The 14,372-nt window shown below is 68.8% G+C and carries 13 protein-coding genes; 6 read left to right on the top strand and 7 right to left on the bottom strand.

Annotation, left to right across the window (positions count from 1 at the left end; all coding sequences use genetic code 11):
* Positions 1-53: 53 nt before the first annotated feature.
* Entirely contained in the window at positions 54-848 is a 795-nt protein-coding gene (locus tag LGM89_RS27880) for an SDR family NAD(P)-dependent oxidoreductase (protein ID WP_226274619.1), read from the top strand.
* Between the two features lie 27 nt (positions 849-875).
* Here the strand turns inward: LGM89_RS27880 and LGM89_RS27875 are convergent, their stop codons facing one another.
* The 5 genes from LGM89_RS27875 to LGM89_RS27855 form a co-directional block, all read right to left on the bottom strand.
* Positions 876-1,250, bottom strand: coding sequence for a hypothetical protein (locus LGM89_RS27875; RefSeq protein ID WP_089442751.1), 375 nt, complete (start codon positions 1,248-1,250; stop codon positions 876-878).
* Positions 1,251-1,464: 214 nt separating this feature from the next.
* Positions 1,465-2,535, bottom strand: coding sequence for an AI-2E family transporter (locus tag LGM89_RS27870; protein ID WP_226203501.1), 1,071 nt, complete (start codon positions 2,533-2,535; stop codon positions 1,465-1,467).
* Positions 2,536-2,663: 128 nt separating this feature from the next.
* Positions 2,664-3,773: an NADH:flavin oxidoreductase/NADH oxidase gene (locus LGM89_RS27865; RefSeq protein ID WP_226274618.1), complete on the bottom strand. Its 1,110-nt coding sequence runs from the start codon at positions 3,771-3,773 to the stop codon at positions 2,664-2,666.
* A gap of 142 nt (positions 3,774-3,915) precedes the next feature.
* Positions 3,916-4,602 (bottom strand): type 1 glutamine amidotransferase domain-containing protein, encoded by a 687-nt coding sequence (locus tag LGM89_RS27860; protein ID WP_226274617.1) that lies wholly within the window; start codon positions 4,600-4,602, stop codon positions 3,916-3,918.
* A gap of 405 nt (positions 4,603-5,007) precedes the next feature.
* The gene (locus LGM89_RS27855; protein ID WP_089497067.1) at positions 5,008-6,036 is read right to left on the bottom strand and encodes a substrate-binding domain-containing protein; all 1,029 of its coding nucleotides are present in this window, start codon (positions 6,034-6,036) and stop codon (positions 5,008-5,010) included.
* 188 nt (positions 6,037-6,224) lie between these two features.
* Here LGM89_RS27855 and LGM89_RS27850 point away from each other — a divergent pair, with 188 nt between their 5' ends.
* Positions 6,225-7,811, top strand: coding sequence for a glycoside hydrolase family 68 protein (locus tag LGM89_RS27850; protein ID WP_226274616.1), 1,587 nt, complete (start codon positions 6,225-6,227; stop codon positions 7,809-7,811).
* Between the two features lie 152 nt (positions 7,812-7,963).
* Positions 7,964-9,601: a glycoside hydrolase family 32 protein gene (locus tag LGM89_RS27845; RefSeq protein ID WP_226274615.1), complete on the top strand. Its 1,638-nt coding sequence runs from the start codon at positions 7,964-7,966 to the stop codon at positions 9,599-9,601.
* Between the two features lie 96 nt (positions 9,602-9,697).
* Here the strand turns inward: LGM89_RS27845 and LGM89_RS27840 are convergent, their stop codons facing one another.
* On the bottom strand, positions 9,698-10,447 hold the full coding sequence (locus LGM89_RS27840; RefSeq protein ID WP_226274614.1) for an SDR family oxidoreductase: 750 nt from the start codon (positions 10,445-10,447) through the stop codon (positions 9,698-9,700).
* Between the two features lie 166 nt (positions 10,448-10,613).
* On the bottom strand, positions 10,614-11,531 hold the full coding sequence (locus tag LGM89_RS27835; protein ID WP_226274613.1) for a LysR family transcriptional regulator: 918 nt from the start codon (positions 11,529-11,531) through the stop codon (positions 10,614-10,616).
* Between the two features lie 318 nt (positions 11,532-11,849).
* Between LGM89_RS27835 and LGM89_RS27830 the strand changes: the two genes are divergently transcribed.
* The 3 genes from LGM89_RS27830 to LGM89_RS27820 all read left to right on the top strand — a co-directional run bounded on the left by LGM89_RS27830 (position 11,850) and on the right by LGM89_RS27820 (position 14,297).
* The gene (locus LGM89_RS27830; protein ID WP_226274612.1) at positions 11,850-13,334 is read left to right on the top strand and encodes a PLP-dependent aminotransferase family protein; all 1,485 of its coding nucleotides are present in this window, start codon (positions 11,850-11,852) and stop codon (positions 13,332-13,334) included.
* A gap of 92 nt (positions 13,335-13,426) precedes the next feature.
* Complete coding sequence (locus LGM89_RS27825; protein ID WP_089427605.1) at positions 13,427-13,864, top strand: carboxymuconolactone decarboxylase family protein; 438 nt, start codon at positions 13,427-13,429, stop codon at positions 13,862-13,864.
* 10 nt (positions 13,865-13,874) lie between these two features.
* On the top strand, positions 13,875-14,297 hold the full coding sequence (locus tag LGM89_RS27820) for a cupin domain-containing protein (protein ID WP_226274611.1): 423 nt from the start codon (positions 13,875-13,877) through the stop codon (positions 14,295-14,297).
* Positions 14,298-14,372 lie beyond the last annotated feature (75 nt).

The following is a 14,372-nucleotide window of genomic DNA, read 5'->3' as shown; positions in this document are numbered from 1 at the left end:
CCGTCCGCCGCGGCACCCGCAGCGATTCCGTTCATTCCTCTTCCGTCACGCACATGCATATCGATCTGAAAGGCAAGACCGCGGTCGTCACCGCCTCCACCGCCGGCATCGGGCTCGCGATCGCCGAAGGGCTCGCGGGCGCCGGCGCACGCGTCGTCGTCAACGGCCGCAGCGATGCGTCGGTGCAGTCCGCGCTCAAGCACCTGCGCGCCGCCCTCCCCGATGCGGACTTCGACGGCGTCGCGGCCGACCTGTCCGATGCCGCCGGCGTTGCGCGCGTCACGCAGCACACGAGCGCGGCCGACATCCTCGTCAACAATGCGGGCATCTACGGCCTGAAGGCGTTCTTCGACATCGACGACGCCGAATGGGAACATTACTTCCAGATGAACGTGATGTCCGGCGTGCGCCTCGCGCGGCATTACCTGAAGGGGATGATCGAACGCAATGCCGGGCGCATCGTGTTCATTTCGTCGGAATCCGGCCTGAACATCCCGGTCGACATGATTCACTACGGTTTCACGAAAACCGCGCAGTTGTCGATCTCACGCGGCCTCGCGAAGCTCGCGGCCGGCACGAACGTGACGGTCAACTCGGTGCTGCCGGGGCCGACGATGTCGGACGGCGTGCGGGCGCTGCTGAAGGAAACGGCCGACGAAACCGGCCGCAGCGTCGATGACGTGGCCGTGGATTTCGTGCGCAACCACCGCTCGAGCTCGATCATCCAGCGCCCGGCGACGCCGGAGGAAGTCGCGAATCTGGTCGTCTACGTGTGCTCGCCGCTCGCGTCGGCAACGACGGGCGCCGCGTTGCGGGTGGACGGCGGCGTGGTCGACACGATCGCCTGACGGCAGGCGGGCAAGGCCGCCGCCGCGCTAGCGCGACGCGGCCTTGCCCGGCTGGAGCGTGCCCTTGCGGTCGGCGTTCATGCAGGAATCGAAGCCGTATTGCGTGACGACGCCGGCCCGGTCGAACACGACGAAATATTCGCGGTGATCGTTGCCGTGCTCGATGAAGTAGTTGTAGCAGACGCCGTTGCCGTTGCGGACCATCCACACGCTGCGCGGATTGCCGGCGGCCCGGACGACATCGGCGCGCGTCGCGCCGTGCCGCGACGCGGCCCTCGCGAGCGGCGTGCGCGAATACGAGAATGGCAGCCACGAATCGAACCACGCGCAACCGTGCAACATCAGGCAGCTGGCGGCCAGCGACAGCGTCGCTGCGGGACGGGACATCGTAATCAATCGCATGCTTGGTGAGATCTGCTGCGCCATGCCGGCGTGATCGAAAGCGCCATGCTACTCGACCTTTGGGTCCGGATCGAAAAGAAATGTAGAGATCTTTATCCGAATCCTTGCATTGCAGGATCCGGCACACGCCTGAGCGGCATCCGTCGCGGCGGCCGATGCGCGCTTGAACGCGCATCCGTACCGCCGCTTCATGCCGCCGCCTCGGCGCGCATCGTCACGCGATCCATTCGGCCCACAGCATCGTCAGCACCGTCATCAGCGCGGGGCCGACGAACAGCCCGATCAGGCCGAACGTCTCGGCGCCGCCGAGGATGCCGAACAGCACGAGCAGGAACGGCAGCCGCGCGGAACTGCCGATCAGCACCGGCCGCACGAAGTGCTCGGCGACGAACACGACGACGAACCCGAGCACGGCCACCACGATGGCCCACATGGTCGCGCCCTGCACGAACAGCCAGAGTGCCGCGCCGCAGAACACGACGGGCGCGCAGAACGGCAGCATCGCGGCGATGGCCGTGACGAGGCCGAGCAGCGCCGCATGCGGGACACCGGCCAGCGCATACGCGATACCGAGCAGCGCGCCCTCGCCGAGCCCGACGACGACGAGCCCCGTCACCGTGCCGAACACGGCCGCGACCATCCGCTCGATCAGCTCCGCGCCGCTGCGCCCGAACGCGCGCCGCGCGCCCTGCAGCAATGCCCCCGACAGCTTGTGGCCGGCGCGCAGGATCACGAACAGCGTGACGAGCATGAAGCCGAATTCGAGCAGCGCGTGCGCGAGCTTCGTGCCGAACTGCCGGCCGAACGCGAGGAATTTCTCGCTGTTGACGCCGTGCATCGCGGTGGCCGCATGCAGCGGATGGGCGAGGTTGGCCTGCCACCATTCGGTGATCTGCGCCGCGCCGTAAGGCAGCCTCGCGACCACGTCCGGCACCGGGATGCCGTTTTCCTGGATCGTGCGCAGCCACTCGCGCAGGTCATGCACCTGGCCGATCGCCTGGGTCGCCGCGACGGCCACCGGCAGCACGACCAGCAACGAGATCGCCGCCGTGATGACGACCGCGGTGAGCGTCGGGCGGTTGCGGAACAGCCGGTGCGATTCGAAGCGCTTCAGCATCGGCCACATCGCGATGGCGATCACGCAGGCCCACGCGATGGCGGGAATGAAATCGCGGATCACCCACAGCGCGATGACCAGCAGCGCCGCAACCAGCACGGCGCGGGAAACCTGCTGCGTGCGCGGCCGTACGGCGGGCTCGGGAGACGACGGGACATGTGCGGCCATGGCACCTCTGTCGAAAAGAAAAAATGGCGGTTCGCGCAGGCAACCGGCCTGCGCGAACCGCCATTCTATCCATCGGCGCCCGATCGGCGGCGCATGGGATGCGCGCGCCGCCCCGACATCCCGCCCGCTCAGGCCACCTTGTCGGCGCTCCGGTAACGCTCGAGCCAGTGTGCGTACGGCGCGGGCAGCGTCCACGACGGACGCTCGACGCCAAGTTGCTTGGCCGCGTAGTACGGCCAGTGCGGGTCGGCCAGATGCGCGCGGCCGACCATCACGAGATCGAGCTGCTCCTCCGCCACCACGCGGTTCGCCAGTTGCGGCGTGTCGATCCCCCACGCGGACGACACCGGCAGCCCGGCCTCGTGACGCACGCGCTCGGCGATCGGCGCGAGGAACGCCGGGCCCCACGGGATCTGCGCGTCGGGCGTCGAGAACCCGACCGACACGCTCAGCATGTCGAGCCCTTCCCGCTTCAGCCGCTGCGTGAGCGCGATCGACTCGGCGAGCGTCTCCTCGTCGCGGCCGTCGTACTCGATCACGCCGAAGCGCGCGGTCAGCGGCAGATGCTCCGGCCACACCTTGCGCACGGCCGCCAGCGTCTCGACGAGGAAGCGGCCGCGGTTCTCGGCCGAGCCGCCGTATTCGTCGTCGCGCTGGTTCGCATGCACCGAGAAGAAGCTCTGACCGAGATAACCGTGCGCGAAGTGCAGTTCGAGCCATTCGAACCCCAGGTCGCGCGCGCGCTTCGCCGCCGCAACGAAGTCGGCCTGCACGCGTGCGATGTCGTCGCGCGTCATCGCGCGCGGCGTCTTCGGCAGATGCGCGCCGAACGGCACGGCCGACGGCGCGATGGTTTGCCAGCCGCGCGGATCGCCGTCGGCGATATGGTCGTCGCCTTCCCACGGACGGTTCGCGCTCGCCTTGCGGCCCGCGTGCGCGATCTGGATGCCGGGCACCGCGCCGGCCGCCTTGATCGCCGCGACCGACGGCGCGAACGCTTCGGCCTGCGCATCGTTCCACAGCCCCGCGCAGCCCGGCGTGATGCGCCCTTCCGGCGACACGGCCGTCGCCTCGGCGATCACGAGGCCCGCACCGCCGCGCGCGATGCCGGCCAGATGCACGTGATGCCAGTCGTTGACGACGCCGTCCTCGGCGACGTACTGGCACATCGGCGGCACCGCGATGCGGTTGCGCAGCGTGACATCCTTGAGTTTGAACGGTTCGAACAGGGCAGACATCCACGGCTCCTTTGCTTGGTTCTGCAAAACGACGGGAAACGCGTCGTGCAACGTGCACGACGGATCGATTCAGGCCGTCGACGGGCCGGCCTGCGCCCGGCGACGGATACGGGATGGCGCCAGCCGGGCCGGCGCCCATGGCTCAACGGCGGCCGAGCTGCGCGAGCAGCGCCTCGGCGGCAGGCTCCGACGACGCGGGGTTCTGCCCCGTGATCAGCAGCCCGTCGGTGACGACATGCGGCGCCCAGTCGGCGCTGCGCTCGAACTCCGCGCCGTTGGTCTTCAGCATGTCCTCGACGAGGAACGGCACGACTTCCGTCAGTTCGACGGCCGCTTCCTCGCTGTTGGTGAAGCCCGTCACACGCTTGCCGCGCACGACCGATTCGCCGGTCTGCGGGTTCTTCACGTGACGCAGCACGCCCGGCGCGTGGCACACGGCCGCGACCGGCTTGCCGGCCGTCAGCGCGCGCTCGATCAGGCCGATCGAATGCAGATCCTCGGCGAGATCCCACAGCGGGCCATGGCCGCCCGGGTAGAACACGGCGTCGTAGTCGTCCACGGACACGTCGGCCAGCTTGCGCGTCGACGCGAGTTCAGCCTTGGCCGCCGCATCGGCGTCGAAGCGGCGCGTCGCGTCGGTCTGGGCCGTCGGGTCACTGCTTTTCGGATCGAGCGGCGGCTGGCCGCCCTTCGGCGACGCGAGCGTCAGCTCGACGCCCGCATCCTTGAACGTGTAGTACGGCGCGGCCAGTTCCTCGAGCCAGAAGCCGGTTTTCTTGCCGGTGTCGCCGAGCGTGTCGTGCGAGGTCAGGACAACCAGAATCTTCATGATCGGACACTCCTTCGAAAAATGGATGACGGGAACGGGGCCGCTCGACCGGCAAATCCGGCTGGTGGGCGCGGCACGCCTGTGGGTTAGTCAGCTGTGACGCGTCAACGTGCGACCCGTGTATCCGAATGCGGCTTGCGCCTATTAGACCAGTCGTCTAGAACAATTCGAAATGAAACGACGGCGTCTCGCTGCGCCATCAGCATCGCAGCGCGAAATGGCATTCAAATGGCATTTTCGCGTCTTCGTTGCCTGCGCCGCGAACGTCGTCGCATTCATGGGAACGGATGATAGCCCCGGATTAGACCGGTCGTCTAGTAACCCCTGCCTTCGTCATGGCCTTTTCGGTGGCGCGCGATCCGCCGGCACCTGCCGTCGCTCGCGCCCTCACCTGCGCCGCCGCGGCTAGCCGCGCAACGGGCCGTCCGTGTCACCCGCCTCGATCGCCGGTGCTTCGAGCCGCTGCTCGCGAACCCCGTCGCCCAGCAGCCGCAGCATCAGTTCCGCCAGTGCGCGCCCCGACGCGTGGCCGGTCGGCTGCACGACCGCCGTCACGCGATACGGATGCGCGAGGTTCGGCGGCACGCCGTCGTAGACGATCAGCGACATGTCCTCGCCCAGGCGCAGCCCGCTGTCCACGAGCGCCCGGAACGCGCCGCCGCCCGCGATATTGTTGTCGACCAGCAGCGCCGTCGGCCGCTCGGCGCGCGCGAGCAGCGCCCGCGCCGCCTGCCACCCGCCGTCGTGCGTAAACGGACACTCGACCATCAGCGCCGGATCCGGCTCGACACCGGCTTCGCGCAGGGCCGACAGATAGCCTGCTCGGCGCTGCGCGGCGAAATTCAGCGCCAGCGGCGCGCTGATCATCGCAATGCGCCGGTGCCCGAACGCCGTCAGCCGGCGCACCGCGTCCCGCGCGCCGGCCTCGTTGTCGAAATCGAACCACGCATATGGCTCGGCCACCTGCGTCCGGCCATAGGCCACGTACGGAAACGCGCTCGCTTGCAAGTACGCGATGCGCGGATCGTCGACCCGTGTGCGCGCGACGATCAGCCCGTCGACAAGCTTGCCGTCGACGATGCGCCGATAGGTGTCCAGTTCCGCGTTCGGTCGCGCCGACGCGATGATGAAATCGAGATTGCGTTCCGCGAGCCGCTCGGTGATGCCCGCGACGACCTCGCCGAAACGCGGATCGCCGAGATCGCCCGCGCCGAACGGGTAGACGATCCCGATCACGTCCGCCCGCCCGGTCGCGAGCCGGCGCGCGGTCGGATCCGCCACATAGCCCATTTCCCGCGCGGCCCGCGCCACGCGCTCGCGCGTCGCCTCGCTGACGTCGTCGTAACCGTTCAGCGCGCGGCTGACCGTCGTCCGCGACAGCCCGAGCGCGTCCGAGAGCGCCTTCAGATTCACCTTCACCGTCGTTCCTCGCATTCTCCGATCCGCCCGGCCGCCCGACGTGCGGCGGCGCGTCGACCGGGTAATTATTTCCAATTGGTAACGATTACCGTCAAATAAATATCTTTTGCGTTCCAAACCGGTTTGAAATAGCATCCAAACCGGTTTGGACATCGATGCCCACTCAGCCGTTCACTTTCACTTTCCCAGGAAACGACGACGAGATGACATACTTTTCCTTTTTCCGCCCGACGGCGGCCCGACGCTTGTTCCTCGCTGGCGGCGCACTCGCCGCCTTCGCGTCCGTCGCGCATGCGCAGTCCGGCGGCACGGGCGCGCCCCTGCCCACGCCCCATACGCAGCAGGCCTACGATCCCGAAGGCAACTTCACGATGCGCTGGACGCGGGCGGACATCCGTCAGATCGTCGCGCAGTCGCATACCGCCGGCGCCGACAAGAACTCGCTGCCGCAAGCGCTGACGATGCCGGACATCCCGCAGGATTTCCCGCTGATCAACTCGAACGTGTGGGTGTGGGACACGTGGCCGCTGGCCGACCTGCGCGCGAACCAGCTCAGCTACAAGGGCTGGGAGGTGATCTTCTCGCTCACCGCCGATCCGCATGCGGGCTACACGTTCGACGACCGTCACGTCCATGCGCGCATCGGCTTCTTCTACCGTCGCGCGGGCGTCCCCGCGTCGCAGCGCCCCGCGAACGGCGGCTGGACCTGGGGCGGCCACCTGTTCCCCGACGGCGCCAGCGCCAAGGTGTTCGGCACCGCGCCGATGACCAACAACGCCGAATGGTCGGGCTCCGCGCGCCTCACGCATGGCGACAACGTCAGCCTCTACTACACCGCGACGTCGTTCAACCGCTCGGCGCCCGGCGGCGCCGACATCACGCCGCCGCAGGCGATCATCACGCGCGCCGACGGCCACATCCACGCCGACGCCACGCACGTCTGGTTCAGCGGCTTCGACGATCACAAGGCGCTGCTGCAACCGGACGGCAACTACTACCAGTCCGGCCAGCAGAACACCTACTTCTCGTTCCGTGACCCGTTCGTGTTCACCGATCCCGCGCACCCGGGCAAGACCTACATGGTCTTCGAGGGCAACACGGGCGGCCCGCGCGGCGCACGTACCTGCACCAACGCGGATCTCGGCTACGCGCCGAACGATCCGTACAAGGAAGATCTCAACGCGGTGATGAATTCGGGCGCAGTGTATCAAAAGGCCAATGTCGGCCTGGCGATCGCGACGAACCCGCAATTGACCGAGTGGAAGTTCCTGCCGCCGATCCTGTCGGCGAACTGCGTCGACGACCAGACCGAGCGCCCGCAGATCTACCTGAAGGACGGCAAGTACTACCTGTTCACGATCAGCCACCGCACGACGATGGCGGCCGGCGTCGACGGGCCGGACGGCGTGTACGGCTTCGTCGGCAACGGCATCCGCAGCGACTTCCTGCCGCTGAACGGCGGCAGCGGCCTCGTGCTCGGCAACCCGACGGACTTCTCCGCGCCGGCCGGCGCGCCGTATTCGCAGGATCCGAACCAGAACCCGCGCGAATTCCAGTCGTATTCGCACTACGTGATGCCGGGCGGGCTCGTCGAGTCGTTCATCGATGCGATCGGCGCGCGCCGCGGCGGCACGCTCGCGCCGACGGTGAAGGTCAACATCAACGGCACGTCGACGGCGGTCGATCGCGCCTATGGACGCGGCGGGCTCGGCGGCTACGGCGATATTCCCGCGAACCGGCCAGCGACCGGCGTCGGCAACAGCCAGGGCAATCAGGATAACCAACAATAACGCACGCCGGTAAAGGCACGGGGTTAAGGAGGCGCGTATCGCGCGTGTCGCGTGCGCGCCTCCTCTTTTTTCCTCCATCCATCGCGCACACCGCCGTTGAAAGCGGCTGTGCCCTCCTTTCCCGCTTTGCACGACGAAGCACGGGACCCCGCATGATATCGACGTCTTTCCGCTTTTCCGTCCGGATCGCCCGGTTGCTGCTCGCCTGCGTGGCCTGCGCCCAGGTCGCAGCCGCGTCCTGCAACGTACCGGCCGAACATGACACGCCGCAATGGCGGCCCGCGCTCCACTACACGCCGCAGCGCAACTGGATGAACGACCCGAACGGGCTCGTCTACGACAACGGGCGCTATCACCTGTTCTATCAATACAATCCGCTCGGCCGCGACTGGGGCAACATGTCGTGGGGCCACGCGACGAGCACCGATCTCGTCCACTGGCGCGAGCAGCCGGTCGCGATGCACGCGAACGCGACGGAGGAAATCTTCTCCGGCTCGATCGTCGCCGACACGCTCAACACGTCCGGCCTGGGCCAACCGGGCCACACGCCGCTCGTCGCGCTTTATACGAGCGTGTACCAGGCGGGCTCCGGTCACGCGCCGGGCGTCCAGGCGCAGTCGCTGGCGTACAGCCTCGATCACGGCGCGACCTGGCAGCCGTACGCACACAATCCGGTGCTGACGCTCGATCCGGAATCGAAGCAATTTCGCGATCCGAAAGTGTCGTGGTATGCGCCGGGCGGCTACTGGCTGATGACGACGGTCGTCGCCGACGCGCACGTCGTGAAGCTCTATCGCTCGGACGACCTGATCCACTGGAATTTCCTGAGCGACTTCACGCGGCCGGGCGTGCCGCACGACGGCGCGCTGTGGGAAATGCCCGACCTCGTGCCGCTGCCGCTCGACGGCGACCCCGCCCGCATCCGCTGGGTCATGATCGTCAACGTCAATCCGTGGTCGATCGCCGGCGGCTCCGGCGCGATGTACTTCGTCGGCGACTTCGACGGCCGCACGTTTGTGCCGGACCGCATTGCGCCCGCCGGCTCCGATCCCGCGCAATTCCGCTGGGTCGACCATGGCGCGGACTTCTACGCAGCCGGCACCTTCTCGGGCGCGCCCGGCTCACGGCCGGTCGCGATCGCGTGGATGAGCAACTGGGATTACGCGGCGAAAGCGCCGACCACGCCGTGGCGCGGCGCGATGACGCTGCCGCGCGAACTGTCGCTGAAAACGATCGACGGCGAACCGACGCTCGTGGTCGCGCCGGCCGCCGCATTCGACGCCTGGGCGGACCGCAGGCCCGCCGTGCATGAAGGCGACCTCGCGGTCGATTCCACGACACGTGCGCTGTCGGCCGCGACGCGCGGCGTCGTCCAGCGCATCACGGTCACGCTCGCACCGCAGCATGCGGCGCGTGCCGGCCTGATCGTCCGGCGCTCGGCGGATGGCGCGGTCGGCACCCGGATCGTGTACGACACGGCAAAGCGCACGCTGACGCTGGACCGCTCGCAGTCCGGCGAATCCCATTTCGCCGACACGTTCAGCAAAGAGCACATCGTGGACCTGCCGCTCGAGCATGGGCAGTTGCGGCTCGAGATCGTCGTCGATCGCGGTTCGGTGGAAGTGTTCGCGAACGGCGGCCGTGTCGCGCTCACCGACCTGATCTTCCCGCCGCTCGATGCGGACCGCGTCGCCGTGTTCGCCGAACACGGCCGCGCGACGTTCTCCGGGCTCACGGTGACGCAGCTCGAAGCCGGTGGTGACGGGCGTAACGCCTGTGCGGCGCGATAGATGCGATGGGTGGACAGCCATCGGTCCTGCATGTGACGGGGGCTGTCCGCCCGGCATCACGCCGGCCGGATGCAGCCCCCGCCTGAGCCGCACCGATCAGAGCAAGCCCATCCCGCCCGACGCGATGATCTCCGCGCCGACGATGAACGCGGATTCCGGCGCGCTGAGGTGCAGCACCGTCAACGCGATCTCGTCCGGCGTGCCGAACCGGCCGACCGGGACGAGGCCCTTGATCTTCTCTGCCGTTGCGTCGAGCGTGGCCGCGTCAAATCCGAGCTTGCCGTAGAGCGGCGTCTGCACGGGCCCGGGGCTCACGACGTTCACGCGCACGCCGTGCGGCAGCAACTCCGCCGACAGCGTCTTCGCGAACGAATTGACAGCCGCCTTGCTCGCCGCATACACCGACGAGCCGGGCATCCCGATGTGCGCGTTGATCGAGCCGTTGATCACGATCGACGCGCCGCGGTTCAGCAGCGGCACCAGCGACTGGATCTGGAAATACGCGCCCTTCACGTTGGTGTTGAACACGAGATCCCACATGGCCTCGTCGCTGTCGGCGAACGGCGCGAGCTTCGCGACGCCCGCGTTGATGAACACGGCGTCGAGCCGCGCCCCCGCCGACGCGATCGCATCGGCCAGCGCGCGGGCCGACGCGACGCTGCCGGCCTCGTTGCGGATCGCCAGCGCGCCTTCGCCGAGCGTTTGCCGCGCGGCCTCGAGCGTCTGCGCATCGCGCCCGGTGATGATGACGCGTGCGCCTTCTGCCGCGAATGCCTTGGCGGCTGCCAGGCCGATACCGCTGTTGCCACCCGTGACGAGGACCGTCTTTCCTTCGAAGCGTTGCATGATGTTCTCCTGTGAACCGGTGAGTTGACCGTGAACACAGGATGCGCGCGGCGCCCGGTCATGCCGTACGACGGGCGTGACGAACATGTTCGAAATCGTCGAACGTGTTTGGGCGGATGGACTCGAACGCCCGGTTCCGTCCGGTTCCGCCCGGTTCCGCGCCGCGTCAGCCGGCCACGTCGATGCCGTCGAGCAGGCGCTGCGCGAGCCGCGGTTGGCGCAATTGCTCGAGCCACCATTGCAGCGCGCGGCCGTCCCGGTCGCCGTGCCATGCGACATACAGCCGGTTCGGCTCGCGCGGATCGGCCGTCTGCCTTTCCACGAGTTCGCCGCGCGCGAGCAGCGACGCCACGCGCCGGCGCGGCACCCAGCCGACGCCGAGCCCGTCGCGCTGCGCGAGGATCTTCGCGCGCATCGACGGCACCGCCAGCACGGCCTGCCCGCCGAGCAGGCCATACGCGCGGCCGGCCGCGCGCCGCGACGAATCGGCGACGACGACGGCCCGGTGCGCGCCGATCGCGTCCCGCGTCAGCGCGCCGCTCACGGCGGCCAGCGGATGGCGCGGCGACACCGCGAACACCCACTCCATCGCGCCCAGCTCGAACCACTTGAAACCGGGAATCGCCGGCGGCTCGTTGGTCGCGCCGATCACCAGGTCCGCACGCCCGTCGCGCAGCGCTTCCCAGGTCCCGCCGAGCACTTCGTGCGTGAAACGCAGCGACACGCCCGAGTCGAGCGCATCGAACGCGCGGACGACCGGCAGCAGCGTGTCGAACTCCAGCACCTCGTCGCTGACGATCCACAGCCGGTCTTCCCAGCCGCTCGCGACCTGCCGCACGCGCTGCGTCAGCCGCGCGACGTCCAGCGCCAGCCGCGCCGCTTCGTCGGTCAGTAACTGGCCGGCCGGCGTGAGCTGCAGCCGGTAGCCGCGGCGGTCGAACAGCAGCGCGTCGAAGCGCGTTTCGAGCTGGCGCGCCGCGTGCGACACCGTCGACGGCGCCTTGCCGAGCCGCGCGGCCGCGCGCGACAGGCTGCCGGTGGCGCGGATCGCGTCGAGCAGCGCAAGTTCGTCTTCGGACAGCATGGGCACGCTCCGGTGTGGGGTTGTCGTGGATCTGTCGTGGATCGTAAGGCAGCGGCGGGCCGAGGTCCAATCGCGCGACGGGGCCGCGTCGTCTGACGATGCCCGTCACCCCTGACGAATGCCCCCGGGCCGGCGTTGCGCGATGCACCGGTTCGCCGGCCGCCCGCGTCGCCCTGCCGGGATGCCTTGCACCGTGCGGCCGGTTCGTGCATCGAGCGAAACCCGCGAAGCCGTCACGTCGCGCGGAACCGCCCATTCTTTCGTCGTCTCCGGTATTCTGATCGGCACGAAATTTCAGCAATCGAGGTAACCACTGCGATGGACATCGCGATCCGCATCGAAGGCCGTCACGACCTGACGGGGCAGATCTTCCGGCAACTGCGCACCGCGATCGTCGACGGGCGGCTCGCCGGCGGCGCGCGGCTGCCGTCGACGCGCGACCTCGCGAAACAGCTCGGCGTATCGCGCAAGACGACGCTCGACGCATTCGAGCGTCTCGTCGCCGAGGGTTACCTGACCACGCGCGCGGGCGACGGCACGTTCGTCGCCGACGGCCTCGCGCGCGTGCCGCACGCCGCGGCCATGTCGGCGCCCTCCCTCGTCGAATACACGCCGCGCATCGACGCGGTCGACGCGCGTGCACTGTGGGACGACCTGCCCGACGCGCTCGCGATGCCCGCGCCGCAGGACACACCGGGCTTCGACTTTCGCGGCGGCATGACCGACAAGGCGCTGTTCCCGTTCGACGCGTGGCGGCGCTGCCTGCATCACGCGCTGCGTCAGCAGATGCGCGGCCCCGCCCAGTACCACGACCCGGCCGGCGATCCGCAATTGCGCGGCGCGATCGCGCGCTACGTCGCGTTCAGCCGCGCGGTCGCGTGCGGCTGGGACGACGTGCTCGTCACGCAAGGCGCGCAACAGGCGCTCGACCTGATCGCCCGCGTCGTCGTGCGGCCGGGCGATGTGGTGGCGGTCGAGGATCCCGGCTATCCGCCCGCCCGCGCCGCGTTCGCGTCGCTCGGCGCGACGGTGATCGGCGTGCCGGTCGACGCGCAGGGCCTGGTGACGGAACGGCTGCCCGACGACGCGCGCCTCGTCTACGTCACGCCGTCGCATCAGTTCCCGCTCGGGATGCCGATGACGCTGGACCGGCGCGTCGCGCTGCTCGAATGGGCGCAGCGCCGCCGCGCGGTGATCATCGAGGACGACTACGACGGGGAGTTCCGCTTCGAGGGCCGGCCGGTGGAATCGCTGAAGAGCCTCGACCGCACGGGCCTCGTCGCGTACGTCGGCACGTTTTCGAAGACGATCTTTCCGGAACTGCGGATCGGCTACGCGATTCCGCCGCGCGCGCTGCGCGGCGCACTGACCAAGGCGAAGCAGATCGTCGACTGGCACACCTGCACGCTGACGCAGGCGGCGCTCGCGCGCTTCATGCTCGAAGGCGATTTCGCGCGGCACCTGAAGCGCGTGCAGAAGCACTACGATGCGCGCCGCAAGATGCTGATCGCGCATCTGCGCGGCGCACTCGCGCCGTGGTTCGACGCGATCGTGCCGACCGCCGGCATTCACCTCGCGGCCTACCTGAAGCCGGGGCTCGACGAAGCGGCGCTGGTCCGCGCGGCCCGCGCGCAGGACATCGGCCTGTACGGCATCTCGGCGTTCCACGTCGGCGTGCCGGTCCGCGCGGGGCTGCTGTTCGGCTATGGCGGGATCGACACGCCGCGCATCGACACGGCGCTCGCGACGCTGGCCGGCCCGCTGGGTTCGGACGCCATTGGCGACTCGGCACTGGTTACCTGAATTTACCGGAAATTGGCCATTCAAGCAGGCCAGCATGCGTCCTAAAGTAGGTCCTGTCGCGCCCCGTGCGCTCCAACCGAAAAGGACCTGCCATGCAACCGCGCCTGAACTTCTACGCCGCCAGCCCGAATGCGATCAAGGTGATGCGCAACGCCGAGGAATTCCTCGCGAAGAGCTCGATCGAAAAACCGCTCGCCGAACTCGTCCGCCTGCGTGCGTCGCAGATCAACGGCTGCGCGTTCTGCGTCGACATGCACACGACCGACGCGCGCAACGGCGGCGAAACCGATCGCCGCCTGGCCACCGTCGTCACGTGGCGCGAGACGCCGTTCTTCACCGAGCGCGAACGCGCGGCGCTGGAATGGACCGAGGCGCTGACGCTGGTCGCCAGCAACCACGTGCCCGACGCCGTCTGGGAAGCCGTGAAGCCGCATTTCACCGACGAGGAGCTGTTCGACCTGTCGATGCTGATCGCGACGATCAACTCGTGGAACCGCTTCGCGATCGCGTTCCGCAAGATGCCCGAGTAAGGAGACGACGATGATGGACGCCACGCTCCGTCGCGCCGCCCTGTGCGCCTCGCTCGCGGCCGGCGTCGCGCTGCTGCCGGCCGCTTCCCGGGCGCACGACACCGGCGACAACGCGCACACGATCGTGCAGCAGGCCGTGCCCGAAGCGCCCGGCAAGCTCGCGGTCGTCGCGACCGTCGACTACGCGCCCGGCCAGGCTTCCGAAGCCCATCGGCACCTCGGCTCGGTGTTCGCGGTCGTGTCGAAAGGCGAAGTGCTGTCGCAGGTGAACGGCGGCCCGCTGCACCGCTACCGCGCCGGCGAAGGCTGGTACGAGGCGCCCGGCTCGCGCCACACGGTGTCGCGCAACGCGAGCGCGACCGAGCCGGCTCAGCTCGTCGTATTCGGGTTGACCGGCGAACGCGTGCCGCTGACGTCGCCGATCGATCAGTAACCGCTTTCCGGGGGGCGTGCGATCGCCAGGCACGCGCCCCCGCTTCGCGACCGGTTTTCCATACCGTGGGGCCAC

Origin of the sequence: Burkholderia sp. AU31624 (genome assembly GCF_020420065.1) — a bacterium.
Classification (GTDB): domain Bacteria; phylum Pseudomonadota; class Gammaproteobacteria; order Burkholderiales; family Burkholderiaceae; genus Burkholderia.
Note: the sequence above shows the minus strand (reverse complement) of the source record. Positions and strands in the feature narration are given on the sequence as shown.

Coding starts and splice junctions, on each gene's coding strand:
- LGM89_RS27880 (WP_226274619.1), top strand. CDS start 54: ATGCATATCGATCTGAAAGGCAAGACCGCGGTCGTCACCGCCTCCACC.
- LGM89_RS27875 (WP_089442751.1), bottom strand. CDS start 1,250: ATGCGATTGATTACGATGTCCCGTCCCGCAGCGACGCTGTCGCTGGCC.
- LGM89_RS27870 (WP_226203501.1), bottom strand. CDS start 2,535: ATGGCCGCACATGTCCCGTCGTCTCCCGAGCCCGCCGTACGGCCGCGC.
- LGM89_RS27865 (WP_226274618.1), bottom strand. CDS start 3,773: ATGTCTGCCCTGTTCGAACCGTTCAAACTCAAGGATGTCACGCTGCGC.
- LGM89_RS27860 (WP_226274617.1), bottom strand. CDS start 4,602: ATGAAGATTCTGGTTGTCCTGACCTCGCACGACACGCTCGGCGACACC.
- LGM89_RS27855 (WP_089497067.1), bottom strand. CDS start 6,036: ATGCGAGGAACGACGGTGAAGGTGAATCTGAAGGCGCTCTCGGACGCG.
- LGM89_RS27850 (WP_226274616.1), top strand. CDS start 6,225: ATGACATACTTTTCCTTTTTCCGCCCGACGGCGGCCCGACGCTTGTTC.
- LGM89_RS27845 (WP_226274615.1), top strand. CDS start 7,964: ATGATATCGACGTCTTTCCGCTTTTCCGTCCGGATCGCCCGGTTGCTG.
- LGM89_RS27840 (WP_226274614.1), bottom strand. CDS start 10,447: ATGCAACGCTTCGAAGGAAAGACGGTCCTCGTCACGGGTGGCAACAGC.
- LGM89_RS27835 (WP_226274613.1), bottom strand. CDS start 11,531: ATGCTGTCCGAAGACGAACTTGCGCTGCTCGACGCGATCCGCGCCACC.
- LGM89_RS27830 (WP_226274612.1), top strand. CDS start 11,850: ATGGACATCGCGATCCGCATCGAAGGCCGTCACGACCTGACGGGGCAG.
- LGM89_RS27825 (WP_089427605.1), top strand. CDS start 13,427: ATGCAACCGCGCCTGAACTTCTACGCCGCCAGCCCGAATGCGATCAAG.
- LGM89_RS27820 (WP_226274611.1), top strand. CDS start 13,875: ATGATGGACGCCACGCTCCGTCGCGCCGCCCTGTGCGCCTCGCTCGCG.